Source organism: Luteolibacter algae (assembly GCF_042683045.1).
GTDB classification, from domain to species: Bacteria; Verrucomicrobiota; Verrucomicrobiia; order Verrucomicrobiales; family Akkermansiaceae; genus Luteolibacter; species Luteolibacter algae.
This window is the reverse complement of the sequence record NZ_JBHUIT010000002.1, coordinates 257,089-275,879: the sequence shown is the minus strand read 5'-3', so window position 1 is coordinate 275,879 and position 18,791 is coordinate 257,089. Positions and strand designations below refer to the sequence as shown.

Annotated in this window: 14 protein-coding genes; 7 read left to right on the top strand and 7 right to left on the bottom strand. The window is 52.2% G+C overall.

Annotated elements, in window-relative coordinates; all coding sequences use genetic code 11:
• The 7 genes from ACFSSA_RS02425 to ACFSSA_RS02395 all read right to left on the bottom strand — a co-directional run bounded on the left by ACFSSA_RS02425 (position 1) and on the right by ACFSSA_RS02395 (position 7,144).
• On the bottom strand, positions 1-768 hold the full coding sequence (locus tag ACFSSA_RS02425; protein WP_386818177.1) for a hypothetical protein: 768 nt from the start codon (positions 766-768) through the stop codon (positions 1-3).
• 65 nt (positions 769-833) lie between these two features.
• Positions 834-2,123: a MotA/TolQ/ExbB proton channel family protein gene (locus ACFSSA_RS02420; RefSeq protein ID WP_386818176.1), complete on the bottom strand. Its 1,290-nt coding sequence runs from the start codon at positions 2,121-2,123 to the stop codon at positions 834-836.
• 251 nt (positions 2,124-2,374) lie between these two features.
• Positions 2,375-4,237 carry a cation:proton antiporter gene (locus ACFSSA_RS02415; protein ID WP_386818175.1) on the bottom strand — a complete coding sequence of 621 codons (1,863 nt, stop codon included), beginning with the start codon at positions 4,235-4,237 and terminating at the stop codon, positions 2,375-2,377.
• A gap of 191 nt (positions 4,238-4,428) precedes the next feature.
• A complete protein-coding gene (locus tag ACFSSA_RS02410; protein ID WP_386818174.1) occupies positions 4,429-4,788 on the bottom strand; it encodes a helix-turn-helix domain-containing protein in 360 nt (119 codons plus the stop codon).
• Positions 4,789-4,924: 136 nt separating this feature from the next.
• Positions 4,925-5,827, bottom strand: a complete 903-nt coding sequence (locus ACFSSA_RS02405; RefSeq protein ID WP_386818173.1) for an MBL fold metallo-hydrolase — start codon at positions 5,825-5,827, stop codon at positions 4,925-4,927.
• An 18-nt stretch (positions 5,828-5,845) separates the two neighbouring features.
• Complete coding sequence (gene pyrF, locus ACFSSA_RS02400) at positions 5,846-6,625, bottom strand: orotidine-5'-phosphate decarboxylase (protein ID WP_386818172.1); 780 nt, start codon at positions 6,623-6,625, stop codon at positions 5,846-5,848.
• 54 nt (positions 6,626-6,679) lie between these two features.
• The gene (locus ACFSSA_RS02395; RefSeq protein ID WP_386818677.1) at positions 6,680-7,144 is read right to left on the bottom strand and encodes a MauE/DoxX family redox-associated membrane protein; all 465 of its coding nucleotides are present in this window, start codon (positions 7,142-7,144) and stop codon (positions 6,680-6,682) included.
• Positions 7,145-7,338: 194 nt separating this feature from the next.
• On the opposite strand from ACFSSA_RS02395, the gene ACFSSA_RS02390 reads away from it, so the two are divergent.
• The 7 genes from ACFSSA_RS02390 to ACFSSA_RS02360 all read left to right on the top strand — a co-directional run bounded on the left by ACFSSA_RS02390 (position 7,339) and on the right by ACFSSA_RS02360 (position 18,786).
• The gene (locus tag ACFSSA_RS02390; RefSeq protein WP_386818171.1) at positions 7,339-8,589 is read left to right on the top strand and encodes an aspartate aminotransferase family protein; all 1,251 of its coding nucleotides are present in this window, start codon (positions 7,339-7,341) and stop codon (positions 8,587-8,589) included.
• A gap of 19 nt (positions 8,590-8,608) precedes the next feature.
• On the top strand, positions 8,609-9,508 hold the full coding sequence (argF, locus tag ACFSSA_RS02385) for an ornithine carbamoyltransferase (protein ID WP_386818170.1): 900 nt from the start codon (positions 8,609-8,611) through the stop codon (positions 9,506-9,508).
• Positions 9,509-9,622: 114 nt separating this feature from the next.
• Complete coding sequence (gene mnmG, locus ACFSSA_RS02380) at positions 9,623-11,497, top strand: tRNA uridine-5-carboxymethylaminomethyl(34) synthesis enzyme MnmG (RefSeq protein ID WP_386818169.1); 1,875 nt, start codon at positions 9,623-9,625, stop codon at positions 11,495-11,497.
• Between the two features lie 71 nt (positions 11,498-11,568).
• Positions 11,569-12,576 carry an AAA family ATPase gene (locus tag ACFSSA_RS02375; RefSeq protein WP_386818168.1) on the top strand — a complete coding sequence of 336 codons (1,008 nt, stop codon included), beginning with the start codon at positions 11,569-11,571 and terminating at the stop codon, positions 12,574-12,576.
• 15 nt (positions 12,577-12,591) lie between these two features.
• Positions 12,592-13,521 (top strand): DUF58 domain-containing protein, encoded by a 930-nt coding sequence (locus ACFSSA_RS02370; protein ID WP_386818167.1) that lies wholly within the window; start codon positions 12,592-12,594, stop codon positions 13,519-13,521.
• A 25-nt stretch (positions 13,522-13,546) separates the two neighbouring features.
• Positions 13,547-16,372, top strand: a complete 2,826-nt coding sequence (locus ACFSSA_RS02365; RefSeq protein ID WP_386818166.1) for a BatA domain-containing protein — start codon at positions 13,547-13,549, stop codon at positions 16,370-16,372.
• Positions 16,369-18,786, top strand: a complete 2,418-nt coding sequence (locus ACFSSA_RS02360) for a hypothetical protein (RefSeq protein ID WP_386818165.1) — start codon at positions 16,369-16,371, stop codon at positions 18,784-18,786. The genes ACFSSA_RS02365 and ACFSSA_RS02360 overlap by 4 nt, the downstream gene beginning before the upstream one ends.
• The last annotated feature ends 5 nt before the right edge of the window (positions 18,787-18,791 follow it).

Genomic DNA, 18,791 nt, shown 5'->3' with positions numbered 1-18,791 from the left:
CTATTTTTTCTGAAAAAGGGACAAATCGATCTTCCCGTCGTTCGGAACGGGCAATTTACCGGTTGTAAGGTTGTATTGTGATTCCGCCCACCCGGCAGCCCAAGCGTAGGAATCATTGCCGCCCTTGCGGATGAGGAACAGGATCATCGAGTCCCTGGTTTGTTTCACTTTGTCCAGATAGGCATTGTATTCCGCACTCTCGTCAATGGTAGCGGTGGAAACCACTGTCTCCTGCCCGTCTTCACCGATGAGAACGATGCCGGTGGAATTGCATTCCACGAAAAACAGTCGACTCGCCGCACGGATGCCGCTTCCGCTTGGACGGATCACCACGGACTCGACTTCCTCCGGCACGTCCTTCCGCTTGGCTAGCTCCTCCTTCAGCTTCTCAAGTTTCTTACTGAGAGGCGGCCGTTCCTTTTTGAACGCGACAATCTCCCGCTTCATATTCTCGATGATTTTCTGGAGCTCCGCATCAGTTTGCTCAGGATCCTTGTCCTTGTTGAGCTCATCGAGCTTCATTTTGAGCACGATTTTCCGATCCCGGAGTTCGGCCATCTCGGCTGCGGATGCATTCTCCTTTTTCAACTTCTGCTCTGCCTGAACGAGCTGCTGCTCAAGCTCTGCCGCCTGTTTCTTCAAGTCCCTGTTTTCCAGCGCACGCTGGGTTTCCTCTTCCGTGCGGCCTTGCTGATCCATCTGCTTCAGCTGCATGCTCACACTGATCATGAGCGTCAGGATGCCGATAAGGCATGCCAAAATGCTCATGAAAGGGAAAAGAGAAACCCCTTCGTCGCTACGTTTGCGTCGCTTGGCCACTGGAACTGAATAGGTTATCTACGGAAAAAGCCGCGTTTTCTCTTCGCCTCGTTTGGTATCTTATTCTCTCCCAGGTCGCGTAGGGCATGGTTGATGAGATCAATACCATTGGCGATCTTATCGAAGGTTTTCGTCAGTTCCACATGGGAGCGGATGAAGACCTCTCCACTGGTTTCCGTAAGCTTTGTGATAGACTCCTGGAAAGCGGTTTCCACAGTGTTTTGATGTGCTGCAAGCCTTGTTTGAAGCGTTTCACCGGTGTCCCGGAGCATGCGGGTGGAATCGTTTAGATTCACAAGGAAAGTCTCATGGGCACGCGCCAGGGAGGCTACCAGTTGCGGGATGCTCTCAGCTTGCTCAAGGAGGCCATCGGAAGCTGAATTGCGGCTGTCATTGAGTTTGGGAAGCAGCTTCTCGGTGCAGTAGGCATCGATGAGAGTGAGGGTTTCATCCTCTTTCTTCTGCACAGCCGCCATTGGGAAGCTCATGAGCATACTCAGGATGAGCCCGAGGAGGGTGGTATCGAAGGCGACTCCCAACCCGCCCGTCAGGCTGTTGATGGAAGCTTTGAGTGCCTCTGGATCCGCGTTATCTCCCATGGATAGGGAGCCAACCGCGACCGAGAGACCCATCACCGTGCCGATGAAACCAAGAATAGGGATCGCCCACAGGAAAACTTTCAACAAGGAATAGGAACCACTGGAACGGTTTGCATCGATATCTGATTGAGTGGAAAGAAATCCAGCGACCTCGCCATTGTCTGTGCGGGCTTCAAAGAGCTCCAGCGCCTTGCGGATACGGTTGACGATGAGACTGTCGCGCAGGGAGAGGGGTGTCTTGTAAATATTGTCGATGAAATCGCCCACATTGTCGCTGTTGATCTCACGCCCCAATCTCGCAGGGAAAAGCTCCAGAAGCGCAGCCCGCCCCTGGTGCTGGTTCAGCTTGTATTTCATGAAAAGAATCGTCATGCCCCAGATAAACAGGAAAGTCTCGGCATAGTTGACCCAGCCACGTTTCAGAAAGATTCCACCCACGCCCGTATCCGCAAAAGGGATCAAACATGCTAGAAACCCGACGGTAAGGGCACTTCCGATGAGAAGACTCTTTCCAAAATTAACATTGGCATGATCTTTTTCCGGCCAGCCGGAACGCTGCGGTTTGTTGCGAACGGCAGTGTCTGTGGTGGTCTCGACTGTAGGTATCTCGAGCCTCCCGTTGCATGCTGGGCATTGGACGGTTTGGCCATACAGTTCCGGGGTGGCGTCAAGGTCGGTTTGGCAATGGGGGCAGGAAACTAACATGGTTTCTATAATATATTAAAATGGTGGAAATCTGCGGGATTGGTAAATGCGCAAGTGCCTCAATACAAGAGACATTCTCGATATTTTGGTAAAACGTGAGAGGGAGCAGGGGGGAAGAGATCTTGGAACGGATTCCGCGAAAATGCAAGAATCCGGTAAGAAAAATTCCGATACTTTCGCTCTGTTCCACGCTTTCCTACCAAACGTGGAACCGGGAACTTTCCTTAGAAGAAAACCATCCGGATAAGAGATCAGCTTACTTCTTCCGGGACCGAAAGCGGGATTTCGTCCTTGGGGATCAAAGCATAAACTGTCGTTCCTTCCGCCACTTTGGTTAGTTCTGTGGGGGCTGGCCGCAGGCCCCTGGAATCCGCCAGAAACATCACAATCGCCGCAGGATAGGTCCGTTTGAAATTCTCGAAATCGAACACTTCGGTCATCTGCGTTTTCTTCATCTGTGCGCCAGCGGCTACCATTTTGGTAAGCAGGGCATGATCCGGACGCTCCGTGAATGGGTTCTGGCTCCGGATGTCCTCCGCAGTCGACTTTTTGTGGTGATTCTCCCGATCCGTGGGAGCGATCTGCCAAACTCCGGCGCGTCCGAATTGATGGGTAAACCGCTTGGCGGCCATTGAGTTCACATCATCATTGGGTGTGCCTGCGATCAATGTGCCCAACCCATTGAGATCTAGCTCTTCCTCGGCAAATTCAGAGAGAATGTTTGCCCGCATGGCCTCCAACCCGAGCATCTTTGCAGCTGAGACATTCTGATAGTTTGTATCAAGCAGCAGCACCCGGTGCCCGTCGTCATGCAGGATTTTTCCGGCAGCCCGGGTCCAGGGGTTCGAGCCCGCAAAGAGAACTCCCGTTACACTTTTCGCGGCAAGACCCAATCTCCGGGCTAGAGGCGACGCGGAGAGCCCATAAATCAGGACTGTCCCGACTATAATCAGGAACACGAGCGCGACCAACTCTCTGGACTGGACGGCAATCACAGGCGAAAGCTCCCCGAATCTCCCGTGTGCCGCAGCTTCCTCAAACTCCAGGGCAAAAATGGATGTCACTGCTGCCGCCACAATCCCGCGCGGAGCGAGAAATGCCAGAAACGCCCGCTCTTTCATCGAGGTATTCTTTGAAAATTGCAGAGAAAGATATACGGAGAGCGGCCGCCCGATCACGACGACAAAGGCAAGCAGGGCCAAGCCCTTTGGCAGAGCTTCTCCCAGCTCTTCCGCATAAATCCTACCTGATAGAACGATGAATAGGAGCGAGATGATAAGAATGCGCAGATTTTCTTTGAACTCGAGGATATGTCTCACTGAGACAGAACGCTGGTTCGCCAAGGCGATGCCCAGCACGGTCACTGTCAAAAGACCTGCCTCCTTCTCCACCATGTTGGAGCCCGTAAAAGCCAAGGCAACCACAGCAAGCAGAAAAACGGGCTGCAAATAGTCTGGCACCAGATGCTTGCGAAGAAGTATTTCGACCCCCTTGGCGAGAATCAATGCGCCCACGACGCCAACGCCCAGCATAATTCCAATAGCTTGCCAGATCTCGGTGTGAGCGGTCATGAAATCCCCGGCGATCGCGATCTTGAAGACCAATACCGCTAAAATCGCCCCGATGGGATCCACCACAATGCCTTCCCATTTCACGATGGAAGCAATTTTCTTCGTGGGATTCACATGCCTGAGCAAAGGCGCAATCACCGTCGGACCCGTTACTGTGAGAATCGAGCCGATGAGCGCGGAAATCCGCAGATCATAACCGAGTGCCATGGTCATGAAGGTCGTCGTCAGGCCAAACGACAGCGCGACCGCCACGGTGCAGAGTCGCAAGATCGGTAGGCCGGATTCTTTCAGTTCATTGAACTTCAGAGTGAGTCCGCCCTCGAAAAGAATAATCGCCACTAATAGCCCGACTGCGGAAAGAAGAGGGCTGGAATGGCCGTTCCCACTGGCCAGGTAGTCATCGATCCTGACCCCGGAAAAATGACCTAGAGCAAATCCGAATCCAAGAAGAAGCAGAATAGAAGGGAGCTTGAACTTCCAGGCAAGCCATTGGGCGGCAACCCCAAGCACCAGGATGAGGGTCAGATATAAGAGAGGTGACATTTATCCTTCTCAGTAGCTCACAGTGGGCCAGCCGCAAAGTGTTATTGCTACCCATCTGCCGGAAGGGAGTGTCGTGCCGGAGTAAAAATCCGGAGAAAATCGAAGAAAAAAATTCAGGTCCGCGCTGTAAGAGCGCACGGAGCGGCGAATCATCCGCTGTTTCTACTGTAGAAAAACAACCTGATGCAGAATCAATCGCCGGGGATCCTGAGTTTCAAAAGATCCGAACATCCCAACCGCTGCCGGATACGCAGGATATGAGTTCTAACGGTTACTTCGGAGACTTTCAGTGAGTCCGCGACTTCTTTTACTGCCAGGCCTTTCCGGAGAGCCTTTAAAACAGAAAGCTGTCGGGATGACAGCTCGGAGATTTGATCGGAATTCTCGAAATTAGTGATTCGGTTGTCGATATCGATGAGACCTCTTTCCAAGACGTGCGCCACAGCCTCTTGAAAGTCGCAATCACGGACATCGGCGATTTTTGCGATCCGGTCATGCAATTCTGGCGGGACGACTATAAAATCTGCGCTATTTTCCTGCAAAGTTTTCATATTAGGGGGTTTACTTATCAGGCCTATTCTCTCTTTCATCCTTTTTCAAGAGAAATCGGTAAACCTCCCTCCGTCCATCAAGGCGGGTGGGTCCAGCTATTCCGGCCAGTTCGTTGGAGATGGATTTGTTAGAGACTCACCACTCAATTCCGACTCCTTCCTCAGGAATTAGGATTTTTTCGCTTATCCCGAGACGATCCGCTTCGGTCAGCAATCTCTCCACCGGCTCTTCCAACGCCTCGTTCCCCAGAGGAAACGTCCCATAATGCATGGGAATGAGAACTTTCGCCTCCAGATCCGCGAAGGCTCTTACCGCCTGTTCCGGATTCATGTGGACGTCCCGCCCGCTTGGCGATTCGTAGGCACCGATCGGCATCAGGGCGATATCGATCGAATGCCTTTTACCGATCTCCGAGAAGCCATTGAAATAGGTGCTATCGCCACAATGGAAAACGCTTTTTCCACTCGCTTTGACGATATATCCGCCATAATCCCGATGGGTGTCATGCACATACCTGGCTCCCCAATGATGGCAGGGGGTATGAATGATCTCCATGCCGTTGATCTGTAATTGATCCCAGATCTTTACCTCATGGACTGTTGGGAAACCGAGCTTTTGGACAAGGGAAGCGCTTCCACGAGGAACGACGATCCCATCGCTGGATTGCAGAATTTTCAAGCTGGGCTTGTGCAGATGATCAAAGTGGGCATGTGTGACGAGCACCAGATCCACTTCCGGCACCCCTTCCAATCTCAGGCCCGGCTGGCGCTGTCGCTTTACCGGCCCGTGCCATTTCGCCCAATTCGGATCCACGACTACGGAATTGCCCGCGAACTGCAGAAAAAACGAAGCGTGTCCTATCCAGGTGATCCGGACCCTACCATCTTCCGGAGGAGTTAAAACCGGCTCCAACATCGCTCCAGCCATCTTCTTGAACATGCCGGGGACGATTCTGTGTCTCAGAAACTTTGCATTACGACCCGGCCAACCTTTTTGAGGCGCCAGTCCAGAGTATTGGTTTCCAAGTGGGTCTTTCATCGTATAATCCGTCAGACACTACACCGAGCCATAGCCCGAAGCAATTTTCTCCATCCAATATTCTGCCCGGGCCCGGAAACCCTTTTCATCCTGGGCATAAAGAATACCGCGGGAAACGTTGATCACATCCGGCGCTGTCCGCTTCGCGGCCGCCAAAGCGGTAAGATCTCCGCCCTGTGCTCCCAATCCGGGCACCAGCAGAGGTGAATCCGGCATCTTGGACAAAACGCTTTCAGCGTTGGTTAAGCCCACGACATAGCCCACATCGGTCGCGCGCTCTTCTTCCTTCGCCCGGTCGCCGAGTGCTGTAACCAGCTCGAAAACCTGCCGACCATCCTGCAGAACCTGTTGCTGGAAATCGGCTGACCCCGGATTGGAGGTGACAGCAAGCAAATAGACCGCTTTTCCCTCAAAGTTCAGGAACGGCTCAATGGAATCATAGCCAAGGAAAGGGTTCAAGGTCACTGCATCTACATTCCATCCATTGAAATACCCTTGGGCGTAGTATTTTTGCGTCTCCCCGATATCGCTGCGTTTCGCATCCAAAATAACCGGAATATCTTCCGGGACAGACGCCAGGATCTCCTCGAGAATGCGGATACCTTCTATTCCCATAGCTTCGAAGTATGCCATATTGGGCTTAAATGCAGCCGCCCAAACGGCAGTTTCCTCGATTACTCGCAAGAGAAAATCTTTCGCATAGCTTGCACCATGCTCGCCGGGTCTGGGGTCCAAGCCGACACATAATCTCGATCCACTGCTTTTGATCCGTTGCTGTAATTTCTCCGCGTAGCGCATGAACTAGCTTTCCCCTAAAAATTGAAATAGGCAAAGAAAACTCCTATCCCGGAGTTAGGGTTTTTGCCTCTCCTCGGTCAGCTCTGTCGGCTCGGTGCTCTTTCTTTCCGCGACCGCGATATATCCGAGAATCAGAAAATAGAACCCGAACTCCAAAGCCTTTCTCCAATAGGATATTTTTTCTGTCCCGCCCAGACATCCGCAGCTGATGTCCAAACCCCGGATCCACGCGGAGCCGACCGCTAGACTGAATACAAGGACCAACCCGAACATCGTCCACAGAGCTCCCTTGCGGCATAGTCCCAAAATAAAACATAGGCCGCCGATGACTTCCAACCATGGGACGAAATAAGCGATAGCCAGAGCAAAACCGCCGCTCACCAGCTTGTAATTCTCCACATCTGTTGCGAACCGATCCAAACCGCTGGCGAAAATTTTCAAACCTCCAGCGTAGACAAACCAGGCGCCCATAATCACTCGTAGGGCAAGGACAACTCTCTCTTTGTTTTGGAGTCGCATCGGGCGCATCAGGGGAAAATAACTCGCACATCCCCGTGAAATGTCACGGATTTCCTCTCGCCTGGCTGCCTATGATCGTTCGAAAAACGTGATGCGGATCACGGACTTCCAGGTGTTCTACCCGGTCAGGAAAGTGGTTTGCTATTTTTCCGATTCCCGATAGCCTCCCCCTTTTTCCATAAATAACGTTTCTAATGAATATATCACAAATATTTGAAGATCATGTCATGCAGACATACGGACGCTTCCCGCTCACATTGGTCGAAGGACAGGGAGCGCGGGTGCGAGATGATGCTGGTCGCGAATATTTGGATTTCTGTATGGGAATTGCAGTGTGCTCGCTTGGACACTGTCATCCACGTGTTGTTTCAGCCATTCAGGCACAAGCAGCCAAACTAACTCATGTTTCTAATCTGTATTTCACTGAGCCTCAGGGACTTCTGGCTCAAGAAATGAATGAGAACCATATCGGGCTACCGGGCAAAATATTTTTTTCCAACTCAGGTGCCGAAGCCAACGATGGTCTGATCAAATCAGCACGTCGATATGGCCACTTGAGGCCACAACAAGACGGAAAGCCCCGCTTTGAAGTGATTACCTTCAAACAATCCTTTCATGGGAGAACCCTCGGCAGTATGGCTGCCACCGGCCAAGAAAAAATCCAGCAAGGATTTGATCCCATGCTGCCTGGCTTTCGGTATCTGCCATATAATGACATCGAGGGACTTGAGAGTGCCATCTCTCCCGAAACGGTTGCTTTTCTCTTGGAACCGATTCAAGGAGAAGGCGGTGTGAATACAGCTACCAAGGAATTTCTCGATGCATTGGCGCAACTCTGTGAGAAGCACGACCTTCTGCTGATGTTCGATGAAGTTCAGGCGGGCTTTGGTCGCTGCGGCGAAAGTATGGCTTGGAGAACTATCTCGCCAGAAATCAATCCGGACGCCATTTCCTGGGCGAAAGGGATGGGTGGGGGAGTTCCAATTGGTGCATTCTGGCTTTCTGATCGCATCGCGAGTGATGGCAAGACCAAGTTCTCATCCCTCATGGGCGCAGGCTCCCATGGCTCCACCTACGGAGGCAATCCACTGGTTTGCTCCGCTGCACTGGAAACACTGCGCGAAATCCGCGAACAGAACCTTCCTTATCAAGCAAAGGAGCATGAGAAATATATCCGGGAAACAATAACATCCTGGGGTCTACCCGTAATCACGGAAATACGTGGGAAGGGTTTGTTACTCGGGATCAGCCTCAACGCTAACCTTGTTAAAACTGAGGACGGTGAAACCCCTGCGTTGAAGGTGGTAAGACAACTAATCCAGCGTGGACTTCTATTGGTTCCCGCAGGCCCAGAGACTGTTCGCTTGCTTCCCCCGCTCAACGTCACACGCTCTGAAATCGATGAGGCTCTTGCACTCATCTATTCGACACTTTCGGAATATTAAAATCCTACCAAACTCATTTATGAAAAGTCTTTTATCCATCGAACAACTTACAAAGTCCGAGCTCACACACCTGGTGAACAAAGCTGCAGAACTAAAAAAGGAACGCGGTAACCATGCCGATCAACCTCTGCGCGGCCAAACCTGGGCGATGATTTTTACCAAATCGTCTACGAGAACCCGGGTTTCCTTTGAAGTCGGGATTCGGGAACTTGGCGGTTTTCCGATGTTTCTTTCGGGGAACGATATCCAACTCGGACGGGGAGAGCCGGTCAAAGACACTGCCCGTGTGCTAGGACGAATGGTTCATGGAGTGGTGATCCGGACTTTTGCACAGCAGGACGTCGTCGATTTCGCGGACTATTCGAAACTACCTGTTATTAATGCGCTTACCGATGACGAGCACCCTTGCCAAATTCTGGCCGATTTGCTGACGGTCCAGGAAAAGATTGGCGGCTGGGAAGGAAAGAAATTCGCTTTTGTTGGAGACGGCTTTTCCAATATGACACGCTCTTGGATGTGGGCCGCGAAGATTCTTGGCTTCGAGCTCTGCGTAGCCTCTCCGGATAGCTGCAAGCCACCTGCCGATTTTATCCGGGATCTCGGTGCCGATAATGTCAAAATCTGCACCGATCCCAAGGAAGCGGTCGCAGGTGCTCACGCGATTAATACCGATGTCTGGCTCTCAATGGGCCAAGAGGACCAGAAGGAAAAGGAAGCGGAGTTTTCGGGATACCAGCTAAATTCCAAACTCTTGGCAAATGCTTCCGCCGGGCACATCATACTTCATTGCCTTCCTGCATATAGAGGGAAAGAAATTAGCGAGGAACTATTGGAGAAACAGGCTGATGTGATCTTCACCCAGGCGGAGAATCGATTACATGCTCAAAAGGCCGTGCTCGTGGAGTTGGCCTCGGACTAGAAGCCGCTCTAAAGACCGAGCAAGTGAGGGATGTTCCACGTGGAACATCCCTTTTTCTTTACCGAGTCAGAGATTGCAGCGCGGCCCCTTTGTGGTAGGCTCGCGTTCTATCCAATGTTTCGATACCCTACAGAATATGATATCCTCGTCATCGGAGCTGGCCATGCCGGAGTGGAGGCAGCTCTAGCTGCGGCTCGCCTCGGAGCCCGCGTCGCAGTCCTCACCCAAAACCTGGACACGATAGGGCAGATGTCCTGCAATCCTGCGATCGGGGGCTTAGCAAAGGGTCACATGGTGCGGGAAATCGATGCGCTCGGTGGTGCGATGGGCATAAATACCGATGCAACCGGGATCCAATGGCGCATGTTGAATGCATCCAAAGGGCCATCGGTGCGCGCTCCTCGGGCTCAATGCGATAAGAAGGCCTACCAATTCCGAATGAAAATGGAGTTGGAAAAAACCGAAGGAATTGAACTGCATCAGGGGAATGTCGCCGAGTTAATGGTCGACAACGAGGATCGTATTATTGGTATCCGCACCTCTCTAGGGATGGAAATCATGAGTCAATCTGTGATCCTAAGCGCAGGCACCTTCATGCGCGGCCTGATGCACGTGGGACTAAAAAACGAAAAAGGTGGGAGAATGGGGGATGCGACCTCGACAGTTTCAGATTCCCTGAAACATCTGGGGTTCCACGTGGAACGCTTTAAGACAGGCACACCGTGCCGCCTTAATGGCCGTTCAGTAGATTTTTCTAAATGTGAAATCCAAGCTGGAGACAACCCAATCCCCAAATTCAGCTTTATGGCTGACAACATTTCAAAGGAGGAAAATGACCTTTTCACGCTTAATCCTTGGGCCGATAAAACGTTCCACGTGGAACAAATGCCCTGTTGGATCACTTATACAAATCCACAAACCCACGAAATTATCGCTAACAACCTCGACCAATCTCCGATGTATTGTGGAGTCATTGAGGGCGTTGGACCCAGATATTGCCCATCGATCGAAGATAAAGTGGTCCGGTTTTCAGAAAAACCAAGGCACCAAGTCTTCCTGGAGCCCGAGGGCCGCCACACATTGGAATATTATGTAAATGGAGTTTCAACATCTTTACCCTACGAAGTTCAATTGGCTTTCCTGCGGACCATACCTGGACTCGAGCGCTGCGAAATTCTCCGCCCTGGATATGCGGTGGAGTATGATTACTGTCCGCCAACTCAATTAAAACCCACTTTAGAGACGAAACGGATCGAGGGATTATATTTTGCCGGGCAAATAAATGGCACATCGGGGTATGAGGAGGCTGCCGGTCAGGGCTTAATAGCAGGAACAAATGCCGCTCTGAAGGTTCAAGGCAAGCCGGATTTCATTCTTGGCCGCGAAGAAGCCTATCTAGGCGTAATGGTCGATGACTTGGTCACAAAAGGCTGCACCGAGCCATACCGCATGTTCACCAGTCGTGCGGAGTATCGCTTGCTCCTACGGCAGGATAATGCCGACTTGCGCCTCACACCCCGTGCGGAAGCCATAGGGTTGGCAAAGGGCGAAAGAGTTAAACGGGTAACCAAAAAGCTTACCGAGCTAAAAAAAGCGGATTCGTGGATACGCAAGACAAACTATGAGGGCATCAAACTCGATCAGTGGTTGCGCAGAGCAGACAACCGATGGGAGCAACTGCCCACCGAAATCATCAGCGAGTTCTCGCAGGATGTATGGCCTCTAATTGAAACAGACTTTAAGTATGAGGGCCATTTGGGGCGCCAGCAGCAGCAGATCGACCGGATGGCCAGGCAGGAGGGAAAACGTATCCCAATCGATATCAATTTTTCCGCGATCACTGCCCTTAAGAAAGAAGCGCAGGTAAGATTTTCCGAGATCCGACCACAGACAATTGGCCAAGCTGGTAGGATCCCTGGAATCACTCCCGCGGACCTTGCCATCCTTATTATTTGGCTTGAGAAACAAGACTTGAAGTCTGCGATCTAGATTCGAAGAGAATCCCGTCTTTTCTCGAAAAGACTGTAAGTAGAACGGCCCTGGGTGTGTATATTTCCTCTATGGCGAATGATGATCAACAAGCTGTAGAGCACCTACAGAAGGTCTACTCACGAATGAAAGAAGAGATTGGCCGGGTCATTGTTGGCCAGGAGGAGGTAGTGGAGCAGACTCTGATGGCAATTTTCTGCCGAGGCCACGCCTTACTGGTAGGGGTGCCTGGATTGGCGAAGACCTTGCTTGTATCGACATTGTCCAAAGCCTTGGACCTCAGCTTCAAACGTGTTCAGTTTACGCCCGATTTGATGCCATCCGATATCACGGGAACAGACGTCTTAGAAGTCGATCCGGATACTGGTCACAGGAGCTTTCGTTTTGTTCATGGACCTCTCTTCGCGAATCTTGTTCTAGCGGATGAGATCAATAGGACCCCACCCAAGACGCAGGCTGCGCTGCTCGAAGCCATGCAGGAACATCATGTCACAGTGGGCGAACATACCTTGAATCTTCCTGATCCATTCTTCGTGCTCGCTACCCAGAACCCGATCGAGCAGGAGGGAACTTACCCACTACCAGAGGCGCAATTGGACAGATTTTTGTTCAATATTACCGTGGACTACCCAACATCGGAAGACGAGCGGGAGATTATCCGACGGGTCACAAGTCCAAGCCAGACTGAAGTCAGTGCTTTTCTTAACGCTCAAGAGATCGTGAAGCTTCAAGAGATCGTGAAACGTGTGCCTGTGGGCGATCACGTGATTGACTTTGCCGCGGATCTTGCGCGGGCAACCAGGCCGAAAGGTGCCGAAGCACCTGACTTTGTGAAAGAAATGGTGGGCTGGGGTGCGGGACCAAGGGCCGGCATTTCCTTGATTTCTGCCGCAAAAGCCCATGCAATTCTGCGTGGACGATTTCACGCAACCACTGCCGATGTTATTGCAGTAGCGAAACCGGTGCTCCGACATCGGGTCATCACGACGTTCACGGCGGAAGCTGCGGGTATCACCAGCGATGATGTGATCGGCCGTCTTGTTCACATGCTTGCCCCGAAATCAGAGATTGTAGTTTAGTCTTCCCATAACTCGATGACCGATGATTTGAAGCTGCCCGAATGCATGCGTTTGCTGCCCGTCGAAACGATGGGGGTCATAAAGCGCTTGGAGTGGTATGCGCGCAAAAGGAAAAGCGGAAGTCTTACCGGCCGGCATCGATCCCCGGAAAAAGGATCTTCTGTGGAGTTTGCAGAACATCGGCAGTATTCACCCGGCGATGATCCCAAGAATCTGGATTGGAAGGTGATGGGAAAAAGTGACCGCCAGATCATTCGCCAGTATGTGGAGGAAACAAACCTCCGGGCAACGATTGCGGTGGATGTCTCGGGCTCTATGGACTTTACCGGAGATCATGCTGCCACCATCAATGGCCAGCCTCTATCGAAACTCAATTATGCAAAGCATTTGGCTGCGGCCATCGCTTATCTATTCATCAAACAAGGTGATGGAGCGGGGCTAATTACGTTTGATAAAACCATCCGGTCATTCATCCAAAGCGCTAGCCGCCCAAGCCAAATTCAGCGCATTTTGGAAGAGCTCTATAATGCCGCGCCTGGTGAAGAAAGCGAGCTATCCTCTGTGCTGCACTCGGTCGCAGAACGAATTCCGGGCCGGGGTTTGGTCATCCTGATAAGTGATTTTTTTGATGATCCCAAGAACATCGTCGAAGCGCTTCATCATTTCGATTTCCGCAATCATGAACTCGTCGTGATTCATCTTCTGGCAGAGGAAGAGCTGACGTTCCCTTTCAAAAGCTTCCAGCGTTTCCAGGATCTGGAGGGAATTGAACCATTGCTCAAGATCGATCCCCAGGCTGTTCGGAATGCTTATCTGGAAAAACTCCGGACCTTTATTGCACAGATCGACGCTGCCTGTGGACGCATGCGGGCTGACTATGTGTCCGTCAATACCAGCACCCCGCTGGAAACCTCGCTTCTCAGCTATCTCGCAAACCGAAAATGAAATACTATATACTTAGTATCTTATAATGCTTTTTCTCAATCCATGGCTTCTTCTCGGTCTTGCCGGTATTTTGATCCCCATCCTGATTCATCTTGTCCGTCAGCAGGTGGCAAAGCCCGTGCCCTGGGGAGCAATGCGTTTCCTTATCGATACCATTTCCGTGCGGCGGAAAAAAATGGAATGGGAGGATCTGTTGTTGATGGCCAGCCGCTGTCTTTTGATCACTCTAATCGTCCTAACTCTTGCAAGACCTCTTATCACGCCGGATTCAGCGGTTCCATGGATGATCGTTCTCCCTGCGGCTTTAGCTGCCGTTGCAGCCTTTGGTAGCTCTTTTGTGATAGCTCGCAGGAAGATCCGCTGGATCATCAGAAGCATCTCTACTGTAATTATAGTAGTAACAATCGCATTAGTGATTTTCGAAAAAAAATTCAATCTGAAGCGATTTGAGGCAAGTGGACACCGGGATGTGGCACTGGTGATCGATGCATCCTCCTCAATGAAAGTAAGTCGCAATGGTTCCACCGTTTTCCAAAGAGCTATTGCAGAAGCAAAGCAGGTGGTGCTGGATTCACCGCGCGGAACTGCGTTTACCGTAGTTCTCAGCGGCTCGGCACCGGAAGCCATCACAGCCTCGCCGCTCACCCATCGGACGGATGTTCTGGGCGTTCTGGATGCGCTGCAACCTGTAGGCGGGGGATCGTTCCACGCTCAAGACGCTTTGGGAATGGCGACCCTGGCATTGCATCGGGGCACCAATGCCAACAAAGAGATTATCGTTTTTACAGACGCCCAGAGAACCGGTTGGAGATTCGATAACCCAGGTTCGTGGAATAATCTCAGAAAGACTTGGGACTCCATGCCAAATGCTCCGAAGCTGCTTCTCCGGGTATTCGATGCACCGGAAAAGTTCAAAAACGTGGCATTGAACAATCTGGAGCTCTCGAGAGGAGTAGTCGGCACCGACAGGGAAGTTCTGATTCGTGCCAGCATCGAGAACACAGGATCCGAAGCACTTACTCCCGGGCCCGTGACCGTGGAAATCAACGGCGAGAGGGTGGGGGAGGTCAGCGTTGGCCTACTGACAGCCGGGCAGAAGGAAACTCTGGAATTCAGGCACCTATTCCAGCAATCCGGTCCCCAGCTTGTCCAGTTGCGTGTGGATGCAAAGGATGACCTTGCGGATGACGACACCCTAAATCATGTAGTGAATGTCAAATCGAAGATTCGTGTGCTGATCATCGAAGGTCGGCCGGACGCAGCCTACTTCGATCGCGCGGCGGGGTATCTGGCACTCGCGCTCGCTCCCGATCCATCACTTGGGTCACGGCAGCAATCCCTGATGGATCCTGAAGTTATTTCCCTCAAACACCTGGTCAAAGAAGATTTCGACGGGGTGGATGTCATCATACTGGCCGATGTGGAGTCCATCCCTCAATGGTTATCGCGGGAGTTTGCATTTCAGGTCTTGCAGGGCACTGGCTTGGTCACCATAGCGGGCCCAAGCATCAATGCCTCGTTTTATAATTCCTGGGAAGGGACCGAGGGAAAGCTAATGCCCATGAAGCTGGGTGAGGAGATCGTCGAAGAAAATGGAACCCGGCCAGCTCTTGCGACTTTCAATCATGAGTCTTTAAAGCTTTTCACCCCAGACAGCGACCTCGCCAACGCACAAATCATGCGGTGGCGGTCTGTCACTCCGTATCCCGGAAGCGAGACGCAAGCCGCCGCATTTACCAACGGGGATACCTTTCTTGCCGCCAAAAAATACGGGAACGGCCGTAGCTTGTTGATCACCAGTGGTCTTGATGCCCGCTCGGGAGGCCTTGCCGCGAAGAATGCCTTCGTCCCACTGATCCACGAGCTGACAATGTGGGCTGCCGGCCGTGGCCCGGAGCTCAATGTCGATTCGACCTGGCAGCCGGTGATATCCCTTACCCGCTCACGCAGCGGTCTTTCTGCGGAATATTTCAGTGGCAGGCGTATTTCGGAGAACGATAAGTCTGCCGTTAGGATAGATCCTGTGATCAATTTCAACTGGAAAGGTGTGCCCCCTTTGGAAAACATTTCGCAGGATCGGTTTTCCATCCGCTGGACAGGCAAGATCGTCGCACACGAAACCGGGGACTATTTGATTTCCACAAAAGTAAACGGCTCCATCTCCGTCCGGATCGGCGGCTACGAGGAAATGCGCACTAGCAATGGAGAGCATGATCTCGGCACCATCCATCTGGAATCCGGAAAGCCGCTTGATTTTCAGGCGCTTTACACAGACGGCGCCGGAGAGGCCGATATCCGCTTATATTGGACTACTCCACAGAACCTAAAGGAGATTATACCATCCATCGCCTTCATCCCCGGCATCATAGCCAATTCCAGCGAGCCGCTGGCTGTAACCGATCCTCGTGGAGCCCAGAAAGTCGCCCGTCTGAGACAGGGACAGCATGGCCGCCAGCTTGTCATCGATGGCTCGGCAATTCCCGGCGTATATTCCATTTACCAGAATGATTTCCTAAGAAGGCATTTCCCCGAACTACCGGGCGGGCGAATGCCGGTGGTGGTGAATCGTAATGCGAGGGAGTCAACGTTTTCTCCTATGTCCGAGAACGATCTGGAGATGATACGGAAAAATATCGATCTTGTACAGCCTGGCTCGGTGGAGGACATCCTTGCCGTAATGGAAGGAAAAGGGTTTGGCAGGGAGCTCTGGAAGCTTTTAGCTACTGCCACACTAGGCTTCTTTTTCCTGGAAAGTATTCTTGCACGGTGGGTATCCGGAGCGCGAGGCCTGTCTGACAACGTGCGGGTGGAATTCGACCAAAATAGCCGTGGGAAAGGAGGATTCCGTTGAAACTCCTATTACGCCCATTGGTGCTCGGCCTCGCGGTTTTCGGTTTCCTGAATCTGCTCTCCCGGTTTCTTGGAATTTCCCGATTCATTCCCTTCTGGGCGATGGCCATCATAGCTTCGCTGCTTATCGAGGCCATTGTGCGTCTCTATCGGTATGAATCACGGGCGATTCCCGTGGAGCGTGCGAGGGTTCTCCTTACCCTGAGAATTGCCGCGTGTTCCCTCCTGGCTTTTATTTTGATAGATCCGACCCTCGTGCGGGAAGTGCCACACGAGATCGAACAGGAGGTGGTAATTCTCATCGACGATTCCGCCTCAATGGGCCTGATCGACGAAGGGCAGGAGCAGAGCCGGTATGAAATCGGTGCGCGGGCTTTGCGAAGCTCCAGGCTCGAGCAGATCCTCAGGCAGAAACTTTCGGTCCGCACGCTATACACCGGACGCTCGCCGAATGACCGCGCCGCCTCCTCCAGTGAGGGAGAAAGCCCCGAAGCTTCCACAGACCTGGCAGCGGCCCTTGATGCGGTCCTAGACCAGATTCCCTCCCAGGAACTTGCCGGCGTGGTGATGCTCACCGATGGCAGACACAATGGCCCGGGAAGAGTCGAGGACTATGCCAGACGCTTTGGGATCATCGAAGCGCCAATCGGCATCGTGGCACTGGGCTCCGATACGCCGCCGAAAGATGCCGCCATTCTCTCTGTTAGCTCTCCGGATGCGATCCATCTGGGAGACCGGATGCGGTTGAGCGTTCAAACATTATTCCACGGATATGCGGGTCAGAAGGCCACCGTCGGCCTGTTCCAGGGGGAAAAGCTTTTGGAAAGCAAACTCATCGAAATCCCGCAGGATAACCACCGGGAGGAAATCCGGTTCGCGCAAATTCCTGAGGAAGGTGGAATCAATAATTACCGGGTGGAAATCACAGGCTTGGAGAATGAGCGTTTTCCGGAAAACAATATCTGGAATTTTGAAACGTCCATCACAGATGCCCGCACCCACGTCTTGCTCATCGATAGCTATCCACGATGGGAGTTCCGATACCTTCGGAATCTTTTCTACGGCAGGGACAAATCCATACATCTTCAGTATTTGCTGCTAAATCCAGATAAGATCGCCGATCAGATCACTCCAGCAATCCCGGCTTCAGCGGACAGGCCTTTCGGCGACGCAATGGCAAGCCGTCTCCCAGCCAACGAAGAAGAGTGGAAAAAATTCGACGTGATCATCATTGGAGATGTCGGTTCGGACGCCCTCAGACCAAGTGATTGGGATATCATTTCGAGATGTGTGAAGGACCGGGCGGCGGCACTGATTCTTGTATCCGGGCAACGCTTCATGCCCCACGATCTTGCAGAAGGCTCCGCAAGGTCCTTGAGCCCGGTGGAAATGGAATGGGGGAAACGCACCTACTTCCAGAACAACACCACACCTTTCAAATTCGCAGTTACCTCCGCAGGTCGGAATCACCCGATTACCCAGCAAGAATCTGGAATTTCCTCTTCCGTGGAAGATGTCTGGAAAGGTTTCCCACAGATCAAGTGGCGCCATCCGCTCACCGACATCAGGGAAGGGGCGGAGGTGTTACTTACCGCCATCCCGCCTGATGAATTGGGACCCGCCACCAATCCCGGAGATCTGGAAGAAGCATTGCTTGCCCTCGCGGAAAAAAAGGAACGCGAGACAAAGAACGCACTCCTCGTCACCCGCCAGACAGGGAGTGGCAAAGTGGCACTACTCCTGACGGATCGCACTTGGCGTCTCCGTGAAGGAGCTGGCGATGTTTTTCACCACCGCTTCTGGGGTAACCTCATCAAATGGGGCTCCGGGCCGATCTTGCGCGCGGGAAATGATTCGTTGAGGCTCGGAACAGACCGTCTCAGCTATACCCGTAGCGATAAGCCGATTGTGATGGCAAGACTCAGGAATGCTGATTTGAGCCCGATCCATAATGCAGCAATGAAAGCAGAGATCCGGGATGATCAGGATCAAATCATCGACAGCGTTCCCCTGAAATACGTGGAAAATTCCAACGGACTCTATGAGGCAGAGCTCCGCCAATTCGAAAACACCGGTCATTATCACATCCGGCTAGCCGGACCGGATTTGGGTAAACTACCAAGCGACGCATCTGATGTTAGCGTAGGCTTCCGCGTCATTTCCTCACGAGGCCCTGTGGAACTCGCAGAAACCGAGCTGAATCTCCCGCTTATGCACGCAGTGGCCGATCTTTCCGGAGGCAAGGTCGTCCGCCCGGAGCAAATTTCCAGCCTCGCCAGCCTGTTCATCAATAAAAACTCGCGGGATACTGAAATAAGGGAGATTAAGCTTTGGGACAATCTCTGGCTCTTTATCACATTTGCCATATTACTTTCAGGTGAATGGATTCTCAGACGTTCTTCAGGGCTCCCTTAGCCCCT